General features: G+C 63.5%; 16 protein-coding genes. 7 read left to right on the top strand and 9 right to left on the bottom strand.

Going from position 1 to position 19,492, the window contains the following annotated elements; translation table 11 throughout:
• Window positions 1-65: 65 nt before the first annotated feature.
• From QQL85_RS03325 to QQL85_RS03305, 5 genes are read left to right on the top strand one after another with little or no spacing between them, the layout of a single operon-like run.
• Window positions 66-872 (top strand): alkaline phosphatase family protein, encoded by an 807-nt coding sequence (locus QQL85_RS03325; RefSeq protein WP_284355174.1) that lies wholly within the window; start codon window positions 66-68, stop codon window positions 870-872.
• Window positions 869-1,720, top strand: coding sequence for an ABC transporter permease (locus tag QQL85_RS03320; RefSeq protein ID WP_284355173.1), 852 nt, complete (start codon window positions 869-871; stop codon window positions 1,718-1,720). Before QQL85_RS03325 ends, QQL85_RS03320 begins: the two co-directional genes overlap by 4 nt.
• Window positions 1,710-2,504 carry an ABC transporter permease gene (locus QQL85_RS03315; protein ID WP_284355172.1) on the top strand — a complete coding sequence of 265 codons (795 nt, stop codon included), beginning with the start codon at window positions 1,710-1,712 and terminating at the stop codon, window positions 2,502-2,504. The genes QQL85_RS03320 and QQL85_RS03315 overlap by 11 nt, the downstream gene beginning before the upstream one ends.
• Window position 2,505: 1 nt before the next feature.
• Window positions 2,506-3,495, top strand: coding sequence for an ABC transporter ATP-binding protein (locus tag QQL85_RS03310; protein WP_284355171.1), 990 nt, complete (start codon window positions 2,506-2,508; stop codon window positions 3,493-3,495).
• 14 nt (window positions 3,496-3,509) lie between these two features.
• Entirely contained in the window at window positions 3,510-4,163 is a 654-nt protein-coding gene (locus QQL85_RS03305) for an HAD family hydrolase (RefSeq protein WP_284355170.1), read from the top strand.
• Window positions 4,164-4,285: 122 nt separating this feature from the next.
• Here QQL85_RS03305 and QQL85_RS03300 read toward each other — a convergent pair whose 3' ends face one another.
• On the bottom strand, window positions 4,286-5,248 hold the full coding sequence (locus tag QQL85_RS03300; RefSeq protein WP_284355169.1) for an NAD(P)H-quinone oxidoreductase: 963 nt from the start codon (window positions 5,246-5,248) through the stop codon (window positions 4,286-4,288).
• 140 nt (window positions 5,249-5,388) lie between these two features.
• Between QQL85_RS03300 and QQL85_RS03295 the strand changes: the two genes are divergently transcribed.
• A complete protein-coding gene (locus tag QQL85_RS03295) occupies window positions 5,389-7,470 on the top strand; it encodes a carboxy terminal-processing peptidase (protein WP_284355168.1) in 2,082 nt (693 codons plus the stop codon).
• A 118-nt stretch (window positions 7,471-7,588) separates the two neighbouring features.
• A complete protein-coding gene (locus QQL85_RS03290) occupies window positions 7,589-8,518 on the top strand; it encodes an EAL domain-containing protein (protein WP_284355167.1) in 930 nt (309 codons plus the stop codon).
• Between the two features lie 21 nt (window positions 8,519-8,539).
• Here the strand turns inward: QQL85_RS03290 and QQL85_RS03285 are convergent, their stop codons facing one another.
• The 8 genes from QQL85_RS03285 to QQL85_RS03250 form a co-directional block, all read right to left on the bottom strand.
• Window positions 8,540-8,908, bottom strand: a complete 369-nt coding sequence (locus tag QQL85_RS03285; protein ID WP_003252539.1) for a hypothetical protein — start codon at window positions 8,906-8,908, stop codon at window positions 8,540-8,542.
• Window positions 8,905-9,243, bottom strand: a complete 339-nt coding sequence (locus QQL85_RS03280) for a helix-turn-helix domain-containing protein (RefSeq protein WP_284355166.1) — start codon at window positions 9,241-9,243, stop codon at window positions 8,905-8,907. The genes QQL85_RS03285 and QQL85_RS03280 overlap by 4 nt, the downstream gene beginning before the upstream one ends.
• 111 nt (window positions 9,244-9,354) lie before the next feature.
• Window positions 9,355-9,795, bottom strand: coding sequence for a YkvA family protein (locus QQL85_RS03275; RefSeq protein ID WP_284355165.1), 441 nt, complete (start codon window positions 9,793-9,795; stop codon window positions 9,355-9,357).
• Between the two features lie 288 nt (window positions 9,796-10,083).
• Window positions 10,084-10,860 carry an FKBP-type peptidyl-prolyl cis-trans isomerase gene (locus QQL85_RS03270; RefSeq protein ID WP_019097094.1) on the bottom strand — a complete coding sequence of 259 codons (777 nt, stop codon included), beginning with the start codon at window positions 10,858-10,860 and terminating at the stop codon, window positions 10,084-10,086.
• A 229-nt stretch (window positions 10,861-11,089) separates the two neighbouring features.
• Entirely contained in the window at window positions 11,090-12,022 is a 933-nt protein-coding gene (gene pcaQ / locus QQL85_RS03265) for a pca operon transcription factor PcaQ (protein WP_284355164.1), read from the bottom strand.
• 54 nt (window positions 12,023-12,076) lie between these two features.
• On the bottom strand, window positions 12,077-12,439 hold the full coding sequence (gene nirD / locus QQL85_RS03260) for a nitrite reductase small subunit NirD (RefSeq protein WP_284355163.1): 363 nt from the start codon (window positions 12,437-12,439) through the stop codon (window positions 12,077-12,079).
• Complete coding sequence (gene nirB / locus QQL85_RS03255; RefSeq protein WP_284355162.1) at window positions 12,439-14,991, bottom strand: nitrite reductase large subunit NirB; 2,553 nt, start codon at window positions 14,989-14,991, stop codon at window positions 12,439-12,441. The genes nirD and nirB overlap by 1 nt, the downstream gene beginning before the upstream one ends.
• A gap of 303 nt (window positions 14,992-15,294) precedes the next feature.
• Window positions 15,295-19,311: a bifunctional nitrate reductase/sulfite reductase flavoprotein subunit alpha gene (locus tag QQL85_RS03250; RefSeq protein WP_284355161.1), complete on the bottom strand. Its 4,017-nt coding sequence runs from the start codon at window positions 19,309-19,311 to the stop codon at window positions 15,295-15,297.
• Window positions 19,312-19,492 lie beyond the last annotated feature (181 nt).

Here is a 19,492-nt window from a genome sequence, read left to right as displayed (position 1 = left end):
CGCATATCCCTGTGGGAGCGGGTTTACCCGCGAAGAAGCCAACGCGGTTTACGACTGGAGCAATCATGCAACACAACGTCATCCTGGTCCTGCTCGACGGCCTCAACTACCAGGTCGCCCACCACGCCATGGGCCACCTGCACGCCTACGTCGAGGCCGACCGCGCCGCACTGTACCGCGTGGAATGCGAACTGCCGTCGCTGTCGCGCCCGCTGTACGAATGCATCCTCACCGGCGTGCCGCCCATCGACAGCGGCATCGTGCACAACAACGTCAACCGCCTGTCCAACCAGCGCAGCGTGTTCCACTACGCCCGCGAGGCCAACCTGGGCACCGCAGCAGCGGCCTATCACTGGATGAGCGAGCTGTACAACCGCTCGCCCTTCGACCCGCAGCGCGACCGCCACACCCACGCGCCGAAGCTGCCGATCCAGCACGGGCTGTTCTACTGGGACGACCGCTACCCCGATTCGCACCTGCTGGCCGATGGCGAATACCTGCGCCGCCGGCACGCACCGAACTTCCTGCTGGTACACCCGATGAGCGTCGACGACATTGGCCACCGCCACGGTCTGGACAGCAGTCAGTATCGCAACGCCGCACGCAGCGTCGACATCCTGCTGGCCGACTACCTGCCGGGCTGGCTCGAAGAGGGCTACCAGGTACTGGTCACCGCCGACCATGGCATGAACAACGACCGCTCGCACAACGGCCTGCTGGCCGAGGAGCGCGAAGTGCCGCTGTTCGTCTTTGGCGAGGCCTTCAGCCTGGACCCGGCAGCCAAACCGCTGCAGACCGAGCTGTGCGGCACCATCTGCGAGCTGCTTGGCGCTGCGCACGACAAGACCGTCTGCCGGGAGCTGTTGAAGTGACCACACCCAAGCGCAGCGGGGCCCGTGGCCGCTACCTGGCCCTGCTCTGCCTGCTGCCGTTTGCAGTGTTCTTCGTCATTTTCCAGATCGCCCCGCTGGCCTGGGTGGCAGTGAGCAGCCTGCAATCGGAAGCTGGCTGGGGCGTGGACAACTTCAGCAAGGTGTTCGCCTCGAAGTTCTACCTGCAAGCGCTGCAACGCAGCCTGGAGATCAGCTTCTGGTCGAGCCTGTTCGGCATCGTCATCGCCACCCTCGGCGCCTATTCGTTACGCCGGGTGGATTCGAAGCTGCGCGACTTCGTCAGTGCCTTCGCCAACATGACCAGCAACTTTGCCGGGGTGCCGCTGGCCTTCGCCTTCATCATTCTGCTCGGTTTCAACGGCGCGCTGACCCTGTTGCTGAAGCAGGTCGGCCTGCTGGAAGACTTCAGCATCTATTCCAAGAGCGGTCTGATCCTGGTGTACACCTACTTCCAGATCCCGCTGGGGGTGTTGCTGCTGTACCCCGCCTTCGACGCCCTGCGTGAAGACTGGCGCGAGTCGGCCGCACTGCTCGGCGCCAGCCACTGGCAATACTGGCGACACATCGGCCTGCCGGTACTGACCCCGGCACTGCTGGGCACCTTCGTCATCCTGCTGGCCAACGCACTCGGTGCCTACGCCACCGTGTACGCGTTGACCACTGGCAATTTCAACGTACTGCCGATCCGCATCGCCGGCCTGGTGGCCGGCGACATCAGCCTCGACCCCAACCTGGCCAGCGCCCTGGCGATGGTGCTGGTGGGGCTGATGACGCTGGTCACGGTGGTGCATCAATGGCTGCTGAAGAGGAGCTACCATGCGCGCTGACGCCCGTTCCGGCGGCGGGTACCACCGCGCCGTGGTCTACCTGCTGTTCCTGATCCTGCTGCTGCCACTGGCCGGCACCCTGCTCTACTCGCTGGCCACCAGTTGGTCGGCCAGCCTGTTGCCCAGCGGCCTGACCCTGAAATGGTATGCGGCGCTGTGGAGCGAGCCGCGCTTCCTGGCGGCCTTCGGCCAGTCACTGCTGGTGTGCGTTGGGGCGCTGCTGCTGTCGGTTGTGCTGATTTTGCCACTGCTGTTCGTGGTGCATTACCACTTCCCGCGGCTGGACGCGCTGATGAACATCCTCATCCTGCTGCCCTTCGCGGTGCCGCCGGTGGTGTCGTCGGTGGGGTTGCTGCAGCTGTACGGCAGCGGGCCGATGGCAATGGTTGGCACGCCGTGGATCCTGATCGGCTGCTACTTCACCATCGCCTTGCCGTTCATGTACCGGGCCATCACCAACAACCTGCAAGCCATCAACCTGCGCGACCTGATGGACGCCGCCCAGTTGCTGGGCGCCAGCACCTGGCAGGCCGCGCTGCTGGTGGTGCTGCCAAACCTGCGCAAGGGCCTGATGGTGGCGCTGCTGCTGTCGTTCTCGTTCCTGTTCGGCGAGTTCGTGTTCGCCAACCTGCTGGTCGGAACCCGCTACGAGACCCTGCAGGTGTACCTGAACAACATGCGCAACAGCAGCGGCCACTTCAACAGCGCGCTGGTGATCTCCTATTTCGCCTTCGTGCTGGTACTGACCTGGGTCGCCAACCGCTTGAACAAGGACAAGACCTGACATGAGCTTCGTCAGCGTACAGAACCTGCAAAAAAGCTACGCCGGCAGCCAGGTGTTCGAGAACATCGACTGCCACATCGAACGCGGCGAGTTCGTCACCCTGCTCGGCCCGTCCGGTTGCGGCAAGTCTACCCTGCTGCGCTGCATCGCCGGGCTGACCCCGGTAGACAGCGGTCAGATCCTGCTCGACGGCCACGATATCGTGCCCGTGAGCCCGCAAAAGCGTGGCATCGGCATGGTGTTCCAGAGCTATGCGCTGTTCCCCAACATGACCGTGGAGCAGAACGTGGCCTTTGGCCTGCGCATGCAAAAAGTGAAGGCCGACGAAAGCCAGGTGAGGGTGCGCGAGGCGCTGGACCTGGTGGAGCTGGGCACGTTTGCCGGGCGCTACCCTCACCAGTTGTCCGGCGGCCAGTGCCAACGCGTAGCCCTGGCCCGTTCGCTGGTCACCCGCCCACGCCTGCTGCTGCTCGACGAGCCGCTGTCGGCACTGGATGCGCGTATTCGCAAGCACCTGCGCGAGCAGATCCGGGCCATCCAGCGTGAGCTGGGACTGACCACCATCTTCGTCACCCACGACCAGGAAGAAGCGCTGACCCTGTCTGACCGCATCTTCCTGATGAACCAGGGGCGCATCGTCCAGAGCGGCGATGCCGAAACCCTCTACACAGCACCGGTGGACCTGTTTGCCGCCGGTTTCATCGGCAACTACAACCTGCTCGACGCCGACAGCGCCAGCCGCCTGCTACAGCGTCGGGTGGCCAGCCGCCTGGCAATCCGCCCGGAGTCGATCACCCTGAGCGTCAATGGCGAACTGGACGCAGAAGTCCGCAGCCACAGCCTGCTGGGTAACGTGATTCGCTACCGCGTGAAAGTACGCGAGGTGGAGCTGGTGGTCGACGTGCTCAACCGCTCGCCGGCCGACCTGCACGCGGACGGAAAACGGGTAAGCTTGTCGATCGACCCCACGGCGCTGCGGGAAGTGGCCTAAGGAGATTCAACACGATGGCACTGGCAATTTTCGATCTGGACGAAACCTTGATCCACGCGGACTGCGCGTCGCTGTGGAGCGAGCAGATGGCCCGGCTGGGCTGGGTCGACGGCAAGGACTTCCTGCGCCGTGACCGTGAACTGATGGAAGCCTACGGCAAGGGCCACCTGCAGATGGAGGAGTACATGGCCTTCAGCCTGGAGCCGATGGCCGGGCGAACCCTGGAAGAAGTCGAGCATCTGGTGGAGCCCTGGGTCGAAGAAATGATCGAGCCGATCATCTACGGCGACGCCTGCCGCTGCATTGCCGAACACCGCAAGCGCGGGGACCGCATTCTGATCATTTCCGCTTCGGGCACGCACCTTGTCGGGCCGATTGCGGCGCGCCTGGGGGTGGATGAATACCTGGCGATCGAGCTGGAGGCGGTGAACGGGGTGTATACGGGCAGGACCCACGGAGTGCTGACCTACCGCGAGGGCAAGATCACCCGGTTGCTGGAGTGGCTGGATCAGGAGCAGGAGAACCTGGAGGGGGCGAGTTTCTATTCCGACTCACGGAATGATTTACCGTTGTTGTTGAAGGTGGATCACCCGCATGCAGTGAACCCGGATGCGGTGTTGCGCGAGCATGCCCAGACCAATGGCTGGCCCATTCTGAGCTGGACCTGAGAGTAATTTATTGCCTGAACCGGCCTATTCGCGGGTGAACCCGCTCCCACAGGGATCGCACACATTTCGAATCTGTGGTGATCCTGTGGGAGCGGGTTTACCCGCGAAAGGGCCAGGCCTGCTTACACCAGGCTAGGGTCGATCACCATCACCAGCTTGCCAGAGACCTGATTAGTCTCAAGCTCGGCATACGCCGCCTGAGCAAACGCCACCGGGTAGGTATCCACCAGCTGCGGCGACAAGCGCCCTTCGGCAAACAGCGGCCACACCTGCTGTTGCAGCTCGCGCAGCAACTCGGCCTTGAAGCCGTCATCGCGGTTACGCAGCGTGGAGCCGGTAATTTCCAGGCGTTTGCCCAGCACCTGGGCCAGGTCCAGCTCAAACTTGCGCCCGCCCATCAGGCCGATGATCACCCAACGCCCGTCACGGGCCAGCAGCTTGAGGTTGAGTTCGCCGTAGCTGGCGCCCACCGGGTCGAGAATCACATCGAACGGCCCGAAACCCTCCAGTGCATCCAGGTTCTCGTTACGCACCACACCACCCGCAGCACCCAGCGCTTCGCAGTAGGCCAGGCGATCCGGCGAACCGACACTGACCCACACCGGGCTGCCGAATGCCTTGCACAGCTGGATGGCGGCCGAGCCGACACCACTGGCGCCAGCGTGCACCAGCACCTTCTCACCTGCCTTCACAGCCCCAAGCTGGAAGATATTCAGCCAAGCGGTGGCGTACACCTCCGGCAGCGCCGCTGCCTCATGGAGGCTCAGGCCCTCAGGCACCGGCAAGACGTGGCGTGCATCGACCACCACTTCCTCGGCCATGGCGCCACTGGCCAGCAGTGCACAAACGCGGTCGCCCACACGCCAATCCGCACCAGCGCCCACCTCTTCAACCACCCCGGCACACTCCAGGCCCATGTAAGGGCTGGCACCTGGCGGTGGCGGGTACAAACCTTTCATCTGCAGCAGATCGGCGCGGTTCAGGCCCGCAGCAGCCACGCGAATGCGCACTTGGCCCGCGTCACAGGCCGGGCGCTCGGCCTCAACCCACTCCACATGTCCGTCAACGCCTTGCAATGCCTTCACAGTGCCTCCATAGTTGAATCATGACTGGGCCTGGGGAACGCACACCCCAGGCTTTTTGCAGTATTTGCCCGGTTCCATGGAACCGGCAACGGAAAAGACGGCCTACTATGCGTGATCAATTGCCTCCACGTCGAATCAGCATGAAGCATTTCCTCCCAAGCACCGCCCTCGCCGTCATGATCGGCCTGGGCAGCCTCACGCTCGGCGGCAATGCGGCGGCCGCCAACAAGTGGGACAGCCTGCAGCCGGATCGCGACGAGATCGTCGCCAGCCTCAACGTGGTGGAGTTGCTCAAGCGCCACCACTACAGCAAGCCGCCGCTGGACGATGCACGTTCGGTCATCATCTATGACAGCTACATCAAGCTGCTGGACCCGGCTCGCAGCTACTTTACCGCCGCCGACATTGCCGAATTCGACAAGTGGAAAACGCAATTCGACGATTTCCTCAAGAGCGGTAACCTGGACCCGGGCTTCACCATCTACAAACGCTACCTGGACCGCGTCAAGCAGCGCCTGGACTTCGCCCTGGCCGAGCTGAACAAAGGCGTGGACAAGATCGACTTCAACACCAAGGAAACCTTGCTGATCGACCGCAAGGACGCACCGTGGATGAAGGACCAGGCCGAGCTCGACGACTTGTGGCGCAAACGCGTGAAAGACGAAGTGCTGCGCCAGAAGATCGCCGGCAAAGAACCCAAGCAGATCCAGGAAACCTTGACCAAGCGCTACAAGAACCAGCTGGCGCGCCTGGACCAGACCCGTGCCGAGGACATCTTCCAGGCCTACATCAACACCTTCGCCCAGTCCTACGACCCGCACACCAATTACCTGTCGCCCGACAACGCAGAAAACTTCGACATCAACATGAGCCTGTCGCTCGAAGGCATCGGCGCGGTGCTGCAAAGCGACAACGACCAGGTCAAGATCGTACGCCTGGTGCCGGCAGGCCCGGCGGCCAAGACCAAGCAGGTAGCCCCGGCCGACAAGATCATCGGCGTGGCCCAAGGCAACAAGGAAATGGTCGACGTGGTCGGCTGGCGCCTGGACGAAGTGGTCAAGCTGATCCGTGGCCCGAAAGGCTCGGTGGTGCGCCTGGAGATCATCCCGGCCAGCAATGCGCCAAGCGACCAGACCAGCAAGATCGTGTCGATCACCCGTGAAGCAGTGAAGCTTGAAGAGCAGGCGGCGAAGAAGTCGGTGCTCAAGCTGAAGCAGGACGGGCGTGACTACAAGCTAGGCATCATCGAGATCCCGGCCTTTTACCTCGACTTCAAGGCGTACCGCGCTGGCGACCCGGAATACAAGAGCACCACGCGTGACGTGAAGAAGCTGCTCACCGAACTGCAGAAAGAGAAAGTCGACGGCGTGGTCATCGACCTGCGCAACAACGGTGGCGGCTCGCTGCAGGAAGCCACCGAGCTGACCAGCCTGTTCATCGAGAAAGGTCCGACCGTGCTGGTGCGCAACAGCGATGGCCGCGTCGACGTGCTGGAGGACGAAAACCCGGGTGCCTTCTACAAAGGTCCGCTGGCGCTGCTGGTGAACCGCCTGTCTGCTTCGGCATCGGAAATTTTCGCCGGTGCCATGCAGGACTACCACCGCGCGTTGATCATCGGTGGCCAAACCTTCGGCAAAGGCACCGTGCAGACCATCCAGCCGCTCAACCATGGCGAGCTGAAGCTGACCCTGGCCAAGTTCTACCGGGTTTCCGGGCAGAGCACCCAGCACCAGGGCGTGCTGCCGGACATCGACTACCCGTCGATCATCGACACCAAGGAAATTGGCGAAAGCGCCCTGCCCGAGGCCATGCCATGGGACACCATCCGCCCGGTGGTCAAGCCTGCGGTCGACCCGTTCAAGCCGTTCCTGGCCCAGCTCAAGGCGCAACATGAAGCCCGCAGCGACAAGGATGCCGAGTTCACCTACATCCGCGACCGCCTGGCCCTGACCCAGAAGCTGATGAACGAGAAGACTGTCAGCCTCAACGAGCAGGAGCGCCGCGCACGCCACGATGATATCGAGGCCAAGCAGTTGGCACTGGAAAACATCCGCCGCAAGGCCAAGGGTGAAGAGCCGCTGAAAGAGCTGAAGAAAGAGGACGAGGACGCACTGCCAACCGAGGATGAAAACACCAAGCCGGAAGACGACGCCTACCTGTCCGAAACCGGTCGCATCCTGATCGATTACCTCAGCGCCAGCACCAAGGTGGCCAAGAAATAAGGCGTTGTGGCAATGATGGCAGAATAGTGTGACCTGTCATCAAACAGTCATCGCGCTGTCGTGAAATACAGGGGCCGGGCATGCAGATGCCTGGCCCTTTCATTTTCAGGAATACGTCATGACCGTCGCCGAACAGCTCAGTGCCTTGAGTGCCATTTTGGCTCAACGCAGCATTCACAGTCTGTTCCAGCCGATCATGTGCCTGAGTGAGCAGCGGGTGTTCGGCCACGAGGCACTTAGTCGCGGCCCGTCCAACAGCCCGCTGCACGCGCCGCTGAACCTGTTTACCATCGCCCGCCAGGCCGGCCTCCTGACCGAGTTGGAGGCCGCCTGCCGGGAAAGCGCCTGCCGGCGCTTCAGCGAGCAGCAGCTGCAGGGCAAGCTGTTTCTCAACATCTCGCCAGAGTCGCTGCTGGAGCCACACTACCCGTCCGGCCAGACCCTGAAACTGCTGGAGCAAGTCGGCCTGCCGCCAAGCCGGGTGGTGATCGAACTGACCGAACACACCCCCACCGACGACTTCCAGTTGTTGTCCAATGCCTTGCACCACTACCGCGACATGGGCTTTTCGATTGCCATCGACGATCTTGGAGCGGGCTATTCCAGCCTGCGCCTGTGGTCGGAGTTGCGCCCCGAATACGTGAAAATCGACCGCCATTTCATCGACGGCATCCACCGCGACCCGCTCAAGCGCGAATTCGTCGGCTCGATCCTGCAGATCGCCCGGGCATCGAAGGCGCAAGTGATTGCCGAAGGGATCGAGCTGGCGGAGGAGCTGGCGGTGCTGACCGAGATGGGCGTGGACCTGGTGCAGGGCTACCTGCTGGGGCGACCACAAGCGACGGGGGTGCGCGCGCTACCGGCACTGATGAAAACACCGCCGGCCGAGCAGCCGACAGTGCGGTTGAATGCCACGATCGGGCAGTTGCTGGAGCTGTTTGGCCAGCATCAACACTTGGATGCATTGCAGGTGCTGGATGCTGATGGCAGGGCTTGCGGAATGATCCACAGGCATGCACTGCCCCTAACGACGGCGCACAGCCTGTAGGACCGCGTCCCACGCAGAAACTCAGGCTGTTTCGGGGTAGCTGTACTCGAACACCCGAACCACCTCAGAGGCATGCCACGAGGCAGCCTCCATGCCATCGACCGGCCCGGTAAACCGCCCCAGTCGTTCAACACATTCAAAGAAGCCGGTACGCGGCAAGCGGCTGGCGCCCTGGCTGATCACCAGCGAGCTGCGCAAGGGCTGCTCGGCACGGGCATCCAGCACCGCCAGGTATTCCAGCGCAGCGGTCAGCGTTTGCATGGCCGGGCTGGGCAGTTGCAGGCGCTCGATCAGCGCTCGGTAAGTCAGCAAGTGACGTTGACGACGGGCCAGGTCAAGCTCGCCCAGCAGGTTATCCCAGTGCTGACGGCTGATCCTGACCTGGCTCATGATGGCTCGCTCCAGCCAGCCACGCCCAGATGCCAAGCCAAGGCGCGGCGGATGGCTGCGTCCGGTAGGCGTTCGCCCGACTCGATCATGGCCAGATACGCCGGGCTTACCCCGACATTGCGCGCCAGTTGCTCTGGGGCAATGCCCTTGGCCTGACGAATCCGTGAAACTTCACTGAACGCTGGCAGCGGCGCAACGTCGGCGGCAGCGGCCTGTTCACTGACAACCACTTCGGCAGGCGCCTGCCCTGCCGCCTTGAGCAACGCCTGGTACTGCTCCCAGGGAACTACGGCGTACTCGGGTTGACCGTCCCGGCTGATTACCTGAATACCCATTACAAACCCCTTTAAAAAGGATTACAGCATGTAATCCGTAGGCATAACCCTTATGCCAATTATATTACCAACTCCGGGGTCTGTCCGGTTGAGGTGCGGTTCAGTCTGTCTTCACTGCGTATTGCGCTCCAGCTGCAGCGTTTCCTGGCTTGCCGGAAGGCGCTCGACCACGCGCAGCCGCTCAGGTGCCTGGCTTTCACGCCAGGCCTTGAAGCGCGCCAACTCGTCGGCCACGGTCTTCAGCACCCAGCCCAGTACCGCAATGTCATCAAGGAAGCCCACGCCCAGCAGCCAGTCCGGGATGGCATCGATGGGGCTGACGAAATACAGCAGGCCGGCCACGATGGTAACCAGTGCCCCGGGGCTGATGGCACGGTACTCGCCACGCCACCACGCCAGGCACAGTGACTGCAGCAGTTTCACATCCTCGCGCAGTTGGCCGAGGCGTGGCCCTTTGCGGGCCACGGCGAACAGCAGGGCCGGCAACCGGCCACGGCTGAGCAGGCGCTCGGCCAAGGGCAGGAAACGGGCGAAATTCCAAGGTGCGCTCATGAAGCCTCCACGCGGAACAGGTTATCCACATTTATTGTGGATAACCTTGTGAACAGGGCCACGATTCTGACCCCGGGTGCCTGCCAGGCAAGGGCCCCGGTCAGATCGGGCGTTTTTTACACAGCCGTTTCAATTCGTGGGCAGCTGGCCGCAAACGATTTGCACCAGAAACATCCTACAGCAACAAGCTGCATTTCCTCGGACAGTATCAGCTGTTGCAGGTTCGTCCAATCGCCACAAACGAAAACGCCCCGTCAGGACGGGGCGTTTTGCAAGAACCTGCCAGTGTTACTTGGCGGGTGCTTCAGCGGGTGCTTCTGCAGGCGCTTCGGCCGGGGCCTCGGCTTCCGGCTCGGCGCCTTGCAGCTGGGCCGGGTCCTTGATGGCGATCAGTTCCAGATCGAACACCAGTACCGAGTTGGCCGGGATCAGCGGGCTTGGGCTTTGTGCGCCGTAGGCGAGTTCAGCCGGGATGAACAGCTTGTACTTTTCGCCAACGTGCATCAGTTGCAGGCCTTCGACCCAACCCGGGATCACGCCGCTGACGGGCAGGTCGATCGGGCTGCCGCGCTCGACGGAGCTGTCGAACACCTTGCCATCGATCAGCTTGCCTTCGTAGTGGACGGTAACCACATCAGTTGGTTTGGGCTGTGGGCCGTCGGCCTTCTTGACCACTTCGTACTGCAGGCCCGAGGCGGTGGTGACCACGCCTGGCTTCTTGGCGTTTTCTTCGAGGAACTTCTTGCCTGCGGAGGCAGCTTCTTCGCTGGCCTTGGCCAGGCGTTCTTCGGCACGTTTCTGCAGCGCAGTGAAGGCTTCTACCAGCTCTTCGTCCTTGATGCGTTGTTCTTTCTTGCCAACGGCGTCTTCGATACCAAGTGCCACTGCTTTCGAATCAAGGTCTTCCATGCCTTCCTGAGCCAGGCTCTTGCCCATGTTCAGGCCGATACCGTAGGAGGCTTTCTCTGCCGGAGTCTTCAGCTCGGGGCTGCTAGCTTGTTGGTCGCAGCCAGCCAGTACCAGGCCTACCAGGGCAACCGCAGCCGCCAAACGATGCTGTTTCATGCTATTTCCTTGTTCATGCGCCATGAGGGCAATCAGGGTAAAGCCGCGAGCTTAGCAGGCGGCCATGACCAATGGCTACCGGCATAGGAGCGGGATTTGGTAAGGAAGTTCAGTAGTTAAACGCTTATTCATGAATGCGTTTGCAGCCATTGGCCAGTATTGCCCGATTGTGTCGATTTTGCCCGGTACTGCAGGGGATTTATTTCGTTGAATGCTCAGAGGCCTGCACTCAAGGGTAGTGACCTTCGCGGTACTGCCCCGCTACCTCGCGCAGCACTTCGCACACCCACTGCCCTGGCAGGCTCTGCGGCAAGGCGGCATTGCGACAGATGCCGACCGAGCCACCCGGCTCACGCACGCCTAGGTCAAGCTCGACCAGCTCGCCACGGCGCAGGTCGAGCAGCACCGCATCGCGTGGCGCTACCCATAGCCCATCGCTGCCCAGCAGGTAGCGCCGGCTCAGCGCCAGCGACAGGGTTTCCAGGCGCTGCGCCGGCATCTGGATGCCGCATTGCACGAACAGGCTGTCGGCATGCTGGCGGATGGTGGTGCCCGCCGGCGGCAACACCAACGGGTAACACCCCACCTGGCCCCGCTCGACAGGCGAGGTGGCCAGCAGCGGGTGGCCCGGGCGTACCACCAAGCTCATCGACTCGCTGTACAGGTGCTCGAACGACAGGCCCTGGATCTGCGGGCTGTCGGTCATGCGCCCGACCACCAGTTCCAGTTCGCCCAGGTGCAGCTGGCCGAGCAGTTGCGCGCTGACCCCGGTGACCACACTGATCACCAGCGCCTCATGGCGCTGGTGCAGGCGGCACAGCACTTCGGGCATAAGCAGGCCTTCGACCGTCGACAGCACGCCGATGCGCACCTGCGACGGTGCCCGCGCCTCGCCACGCAGGCTGCTGACGCCATCGCGCAGGGCCTGCACACTGGGCCCGGCATAGCGCATGAAACGCGTGCCGGCCGGGGTCAGTTCGACACCTTGGCGGCTGCGCGCGAACAGGCGCGCTTCCAGCAGGTCTTCAAGTTCCTTGAGGGTTTTGGAAATGGCCGGCTGGCTGATGGCGAGCACGTCGGCAGCCCTTGCTAGGCTGCCCTGCCGGGCAATCTCCAGGAAGCACAGCAGGTGGCGGTACTTGATGCGGGTGTCGAGGTTCATGCAGCAAGCTTAACGCATTGCCGCATGCAGATAACCTGCGCCGGCAGATGAATATCAGGCCACCGCCAATTCCACAGCCTCACCGTTCAAGCGCACCGGCCACACCCGCAGCTGCTGTCCGGCGTCCTCCAGGCACACCCCGCTCTGCAGGCTGAAGTGCTGCTTGTACAACGGCGCCGCCACCACCAACTCGCCCTGCACACTGCCCACCAGCCCACGGCCGATGATGTTGGCGCCGGAACGCGGGTCACGATTGTCCACCGCGTACAGCGGCTGGGCGTGCCCCGGCAGGTAGAACAGCGCCACCTGTGCCCCGTCGTGCCACACCACCACCCCGGAATCGGCCACCAGGTCTTGCGCCAGGCACACCACCTGCCAGTTCTCACGGGCTTTCACAGCAACATTGGACAGGTTCATCAGACAGCCTCCTCGACAGTGGGGATCAGGTGCAGCGGCGCAGCAGGCCGGCGTTGTTCGCGTTCACGCACGAAGTGCACGTCCGGGTCGGCGCGTCGGTCGTTGACGAAGGTACGGAAGCGCTTGAGCTTCTCGGGGTCGTTGAGGGCGTTGGCCCATTCGCATTCATACTGGTCGACCACATGCTGCATCTGCGCTTCCAGCTCGCTGGCCAGGCCCAGGCTGTCGTCGAGGATCACTTGCTTCAGGTAGTCCAGCCCGCCTTCCAGGTTCTCGCGCCACACCGAGGTGCGCTGCAGCTTGTCGGCCGTGCGGATGTAGAACATCAGCACGCGGTCGATCAGGCGTACCAAGGTTTCGTCGTCCAGGTCGGTGGCGAACAGCTCGGCATGCCGTGGGCGCATGCCGCCATTGCCGCACACATACAGGTTCCAGCCTTTGTCGGTAGCGATCACGCCGATGTCCTTGCTCTGCGCTTCGGCGCATTCGCGGGTGCAGCCGGACACCGCGAACTTGAGCTTGTGCGGGCTGCGCAGGCCTTTGTAGCGGTCTTCCAGGCGCAGGGCCATGCCGACACTGTCCTGCACACCGTAGCGGCACCAGGTACTGCCGACGCACGACTTCACCGTGCGGGTCGACTTGCCGTAGGCGTGGCCGGTTTCGAAGCCGGCCTCGATCAGCTCGCCCCAGATCAGCGGCAGCTCGTGCAGTTGGGCGCCGAACAGGTCGATACGCTGGCCGCCGGTGATCTTGGTGTACAGGTCGTACTTCTTGGCCACCTGGCCGATGACGATGAGCTTGTCGGGGGTGATTTCACCACCGGGAATGCGCGGCACCACCGAGTAGGTACCGTTCTTCTGCATGTTGGCCATGAAGGTGTCGTTGGTGTCCTGCAGCGGTACCAGCGCCGGGTCCATGATCGGCTGGTTCCAGCACGAGGCGAGGATGTTGCCCACTGCCGGCTTGCAGATGTCGCAACCCACATGGCCCTTGCCATGGCGTCCGAGCAATTCGCTGAAGGTGCGGATGCCTTCCACGCGCACCAGCCCGTACAGCTCCTGTCGGGTGTAGGCGAAGTGCTCGCACAGGCTCTTGTCCACCGCGACGCCTCGGGCAGTCAGTTCATGCTCGAACACCTGCTTGAGCAAGGCTGCACAACCACCGCAGCCCGTGGCGGCCTTGGTACAGCCCTTGACCGCAGCCAGATCGCTGCAGCCGTTGTCGATGGCGGCGCACACCGCGCCCTTGCTGACGTTGTGGCATGAGCAGATGGTCGCGCTGTCGGGCAGCGCATCGGCGCCCAGTGCCGGTGCACCACCGCCTTGCGGCAGAATCAGCGCGGCCGGGTCGGCCGGCAGGGCAATGCCGTTCTGGGCGTATTGCAGCAGGGTGTCGTAATAGCTGTTGTCGCCGACCAGCACCGCGCCGAGCACATGCTTGCCGCTGGCATCCACCACCAGCCGGCGGTAGGCGCTGTTGGCTTCGTCGATGAAGCGGTAGCTGCGCGCACCTGGGGTGGCGCCATGGGCATCGCCGATCGAGCCGACATCCACGCCCAGCAGCTTGAGCTTGGTCGACATGTCGGCACCGGTGAACGCGACCGCTGCTTCCCCCATCAGCAACGCTGCCAGGTTGCGCGCCATGCTGTAGCCCGGGGCGACCAGGCCAAACACGCTACCGTTCCACGAGGCGCACTCGCCGATGGCAAAGATGCGCGGGTCGCTGCTGCGGCAGTGGTTGTCGATCACAACCCCGCCCCGCGCGGCAATGTCCAGTCCACAGGCCCGGCCCAGGGCATCCTGCGGGCGAATACCGGCGGAGAATACGATCAGGTCGGTTTCCAGGTGCTCGCCGCCGTCGAAGTTCATGCGGTAGCGGTAGGCGTCACCGGCGCTGATCGACTGGGTGGCGCGTGACAGATGCACACCGACGCCGAGGGCTTCGATCTGCGCCTTGAGCGCGGCACCGCCCTCTCCGTCCAACTGCACCGGCATCAAGCGTGGGGCGAATTCCACCACATGGGCCTCCAGGCCCAGTGATTTGAGCGCGTTGGCAGCCTCCAGGCCGAGCAGGCCACCGCCGACCACCACGCCACGGCGGGCACTGGCTGCGGCCGCACGAATGCCGTCGAGGTCGTCGAGGGTGCGGTAGACCAGGCGGGCGTTGCCGCTGGAGCCTTCGATCGGCGGCACGAAGGGGTACGAGCCGGTGGCCAGCACCAGTTGATCGTAGCCGTAACGGCCCTCGGCGGTGACCACCTCACAGCGCTCGCGGTCGATTTCCAGTACGCATTCGCCGAGGTGCAGGTGCACGCCGTTGGTGGTGTAGAAGTCGTGCTCGCACAGGGCCAGGGTTTCGGCACAGCTGCCGCCGAAGTATTCGGACAAGTGCACGCGGTCGTAAGCGCGTTGGCGCTCTTCGCCGAAGACATGCAGTTCGAAGCGCTCGTGGGCGCCGCGGCTGACCAGTTGTTCGACACAATGGTGGCCGACCATGCCGTTGCCGACGATGACCAGTCGCTCTCGTTGCCCGCTGCTCGCTGTTGCCTTCATAAGCCGATCCTCGATCAAAAAAAAAGCGCCTGGAGCCGAAGCTCCAGGCGCCTTTGCCTGTATTCATCACGGTGTGCCCCCAGGTTGATCGCCGTTGATCAGCGGGGCTTGTTGTAGTGCAGATAAAGCAGGGACTGTGCCAATTGTTTACCTGTACCGGCCTCTTCGCGGGCAAGCCCGCTCCCACAGGGACTTCCACAGGTCTACAGGCTTGCACCATACCTGTGGGTGCGGTTTTACCCGCTAAGAGGCCGGTGCAAGCCGTGCACACTCAAGGTGCAACGCTCCCCATCCTGGAGCACTTCAGTAAACATCCCGCCGATACCGTTTGGCCTTGCTCAAGGCCTCCATATAGGCATCCGCATCCACGCGCCCATGCTCGACAATGACCGCGCGCAGCGCCGCATCGACATCCTTGGCCATGCGCTGGGCATCACCACAGACATAAAAATACGCACCGGCTTCCAGCCATTGCCAAAGCTGCGCGCCCTGCTCAAGCATGCGCTGCTGCACATAAATCTTCTCGGCCTGGTCGCGGGAAAACGCTGTATCCAGCCGCAGATGGCCGCTTGCCTGCCAGGCCTGCAACTGCGCCTGGTAGTAGAAGTCGGTCGCCGCGTACTGCTCGCCAAAGAACAACCAGTTCGCGCCTTTCGCCCCCCGCGCCTCGCGCTCTTCGAGGAACGCACGAAACGGCGCGATGCCGGTACCCGGGCCGACCATGATCACCGGCACGCGGTCGTCCTCGGGCAGCCGGAAATGCTTCGACACCTGGGGGAAAATGGCCACTTTCAGCGCCTGTGCACGGTCGGCGAGGAAGGTTGAACACACGCCTTTGCGCTCGCCATACCGCACCGTGGAAACCGTCAGGTGCACTTGGCCCGGATGCGCCAGTGGGCTGGAGCTGATCGAGTAGAGCCGTGGCTGCAAGGGCTTGAGCAGGTCGAGCCAGCCGGCCAGCGGCAACTGCTGAGGGAAGGCGCGCAACACATCGACCAGCTGCCGGCCCCACAGCCAATCCTGCAGTTCGGCCTTGTGCTCGGGCTGCATCAGGCGCTGCAGGTCCGGGGCGTTGCCAGCGAAGGCCTGCAATTGCTGTGAGGTGACCTTGGCAATTTCCAGATGCGCTTGCAGGGCTTCGGCCAGTGGCATAACGGGCAGGCCTTTCAACTCGACCAAGGTCTGGCCATCGAGCTGCATCAGTGCCAACAGTTCCTCAACCAGGCTCGGGCAGTTGCGCGGCCATACGCCCAAGGCATCACCGGCGGCGTAGGTAAAGCCGCTACCACTCAGGTCAAAGACCAACTGGCGGGTTTCCTTGCTGGCACCGGGGCCGTTCAGCAGCCGGTTTTCCAGCAAGGTAGCGGTCCAGGGTTGCTGCTTGCTGTAAGCCGCCACGGCTGCGGGCTCAGTCGCCGGTTGCGGCGCGCTGGCATTGCCCAGCGTGGGTAGCAAGGCATCGAGCCAGCCCGCAAAGGCCTCGTCAAAGTCCGGCTCGCAGTCCACCCGTTGCAGCAGGCGCCGCCCACCCAACTCGGCCAGACGCTGGTCGAGCTTGCGGCCGAAACCGCAGAACTGATCGTAACTGGAGTCGCCCAAGGCCAGAACGGCATAGGGCAGTTCGGCGCAGTGGCTGCCCTCCTCGCCCTGCAAGGCCTGCCAGAACGTCGCAGCACTGTCTGGCGCATCGCCATCGCCAAAGGTGCTGGCAATCAGCAGCACGCTGGCGGCCCCCAGCAGTTGGCCTGGGCTGACCGCCTCCATGCAACTGAGCTGCACGTTCAAGCCAGCACTGCGCAAGCGTTCGGCGCAACGCTCCGCCAGCAGTTCACCGTTGCCGGTCTGCGAGGCCCACAGCACCTGATGCCGTGGCGCCACCAACGCCGCAGCGGGCAATGCCGTAGCCTGGGCAAACAGACCGGCCAGCAAGCCGTCGACGAACAGCCGGCGGTTGGCTGCCAGCGGTGCATGGGCCGGCAGGCTGGGCACGCCCTCAGCTCGGCTTTGGTCCAGGCCCAGCAGAAAACCGTGCAGGTAATGGCGCTCTTCCTCGGTAAGCACCGGAGTTGGCAGGGTGTTCAGGCCTAGCAGACGAGACAGGGTGGCAGTCGGCATACGGGCTGGCTCCGCAACGGAAGTGTTCAGTTCAAGGGCATCGATTCGCTCGCCTGCGACCCGTTGCAGGACCACGGCGCAGTGTTTGAAGGCGGGCTGCAGTGACAGCGGGTCGACCGCATCGCAGGTGACGGCATTGATTGCCAACTGCTCGCCAATCAGATCGTTCCAGTGGAACGGCGCGAAGCAGTTGCCTGGCATGACCCGGTCGCTGATGCGGGCGGGCAGCACGGCATGGCCACGACGGGAGCGAATGGCCACTTGGTCCTTTTCTGCGATGCCCAAGCGTGCGGCGTCGTCTGGGTGAATCTCGACGTAGGGGCCGGGCTCCAGCTTGTTTAGTGCCGGCACTTTGCCGGTCTTGGTCAGGGTGTGCCATTGGTGCTGCACGCGGCCGGTGTTCAACACCATGGGGTAGTCGTCATCCGGCAACTCCGGTGCCGGCAACCAGGGCCGGGCGAAGAAACGGGCCTTGCCGCTGGCGGTGGGGAAGGCCAGCGCCGGTCGCTCGCCTTGGGCATCGCGCCGCAGCGTCTGGCTGCTGCCGTCGTTCAGGTAGCGCAACGGGCTGCGGGGGTTGTCACGCCCTGGCGCGCAAGGCCACTGATGCGGTTGCTGACGCAGTTCGGCATAACCGATGCCACGCAGGTCGTAACCCGTCGCCGGGTTGTTGAAGCGGCGGATTTCTTCATACACCGCTTCGGCATCGGGGTAGTCGAACGCTTCGGCGTAGCCCATGGCACAGGCCACGCGGGCAATGATCTGCCAGTCTGGCAGGCTCTGCCCCGGCGGTTCGACGGCGCGGGGCATCAGGGAGAGGTTGCGCTCACTGTTGATCATCACACCCTCGCCTTCGGCCCACAGCGCAGCCGGCAACAGGATGTCGGCGTAGCGGTTGGTTTCGGTGTCGAGGAAGGCATCTTGAGTGATCACCAGCTCGGCCTGGTGCAGGCCGTCGATCACTTGCTGGCGGTTGGCGACACTGGCCACCGGGTTGCTGCAGATGATCCAGCAGGCTTTCACTTCACCAGCTTTCATCTGTTCGAACAGCGCCACCGTGCCCTCGCCGCCTTCACTGCGCAGGCTGCCGGGCGCCAGTTGCCATTGCTGTTCGACGAACGCACGGTCTGCCTCCACCAGTGCCGAGCGCTGGCCCGGCAGGCCGGGCCCCATGTAGCCCATCTCGCGGCCGCCCATGGCATTGGGTTGGCCAGTCAGCGAAAACGGCCCGCTACCCGGGCGGCAGATGGCGCCCGTGGCCAGGTGCAGGTTGCAGATCGCATTGCTGTGCCAGGTACCGTGGATGCTCTGGTTCAGGCCCATGGTCCAGCAGCTCATCCAGTTGCTGGCGCCGCCGATCCATTCGGCGGCCTTGATGATGTCGGCCTCGGCCAGCCCGGTGATGGCGGCCACGCGCTCGGGACTGTAGTCGTCGAGAAAGGCTGGCAGTTCGTCCCAGCCTTCGGCGTGGCGGGCAATGAAGGCGGGGTCGGTGTGACCGTTGCGGTGCAGCAGATGCAACAGGCCGTTGAGCAAGGCCATGTCACTGCCGGGGCGCACTTGCAGGAACAGGTCGGCCTTGTCGGCGGTCGCACTGCGCCGCGGGTCGACGACGATCAGCTTGGCGCCGGCCTTTACCCGGTCGAGCAGGCGCAGGAACAGGATCGGGTGGCAGTCAGCCATGTTGGCGCCGATCACCAGGAACACGTCGGCGTGCTCGAAGTCCTGATAGCTGCCGGGTGGGCCGTCGGCACCGAGCGACAACTTGTAGCCGCTGCCGGCGCTAGCCATGCACAGACGCGAGTTGGACTCGATGTGGCGGGTACGGATGAAGCCCTTGGCCAGCTTGTTGGCCAGGTACTGGGCTTCCAGCGACATCTGCCCGGACACATACAGCGCCACGGCGTCGGGGCCGTGCTGGTCGACGATGCCGCGCAACCGTGCAGCGGTTTCGGCGATGGCCTGATCGACGCCGGTGCGTACCGGCTGCTGGTTGCGCTGCTGGCGTACATAGGCGTCTTCCATGCGTCCGGCGGCGGTCAGCGGCAGGTGTGCGGTGAGGCCTTTGGTGCACAGCCGGCCAAAGTTGCTGGGGTGTTGTTTGTCGCCGCTGATCTTGCTGACCTTGCCATCGGCAACGCTCATGACGATGCCGCAGCCGACGCCGCAATAGGGGCAGACGCTGCGTACTTCGCTGTTGGCCATGGGCGGGCTCCTGTTGGAAACGCAAAAAGGCGCCGGCTGCCCCGGCTTGCTGAAGCAAGCGGGGCAACACGGCGCCTTTGTCGTGAGGTTTTGTGGGCTGTCGACGTTGATAGCCCTGGGTGAGGGGTTAGTCAGCAATTAATAGGCCAGCTGTGCCGGCCCTTTCGCGGGCAAGCCCGCT

Origin of the sequence: Pseudomonas putida (assembly GCF_030159595.1) — a bacterium.
Lineage (GTDB): Bacteria > Pseudomonadota > Gammaproteobacteria > Pseudomonadales > Pseudomonadaceae > Aquipseudomonas > Aquipseudomonas putida_AC.
Note: the sequence above shows the minus strand (reverse complement) of the source record. Positions and strands in the feature narration are given on the sequence as shown.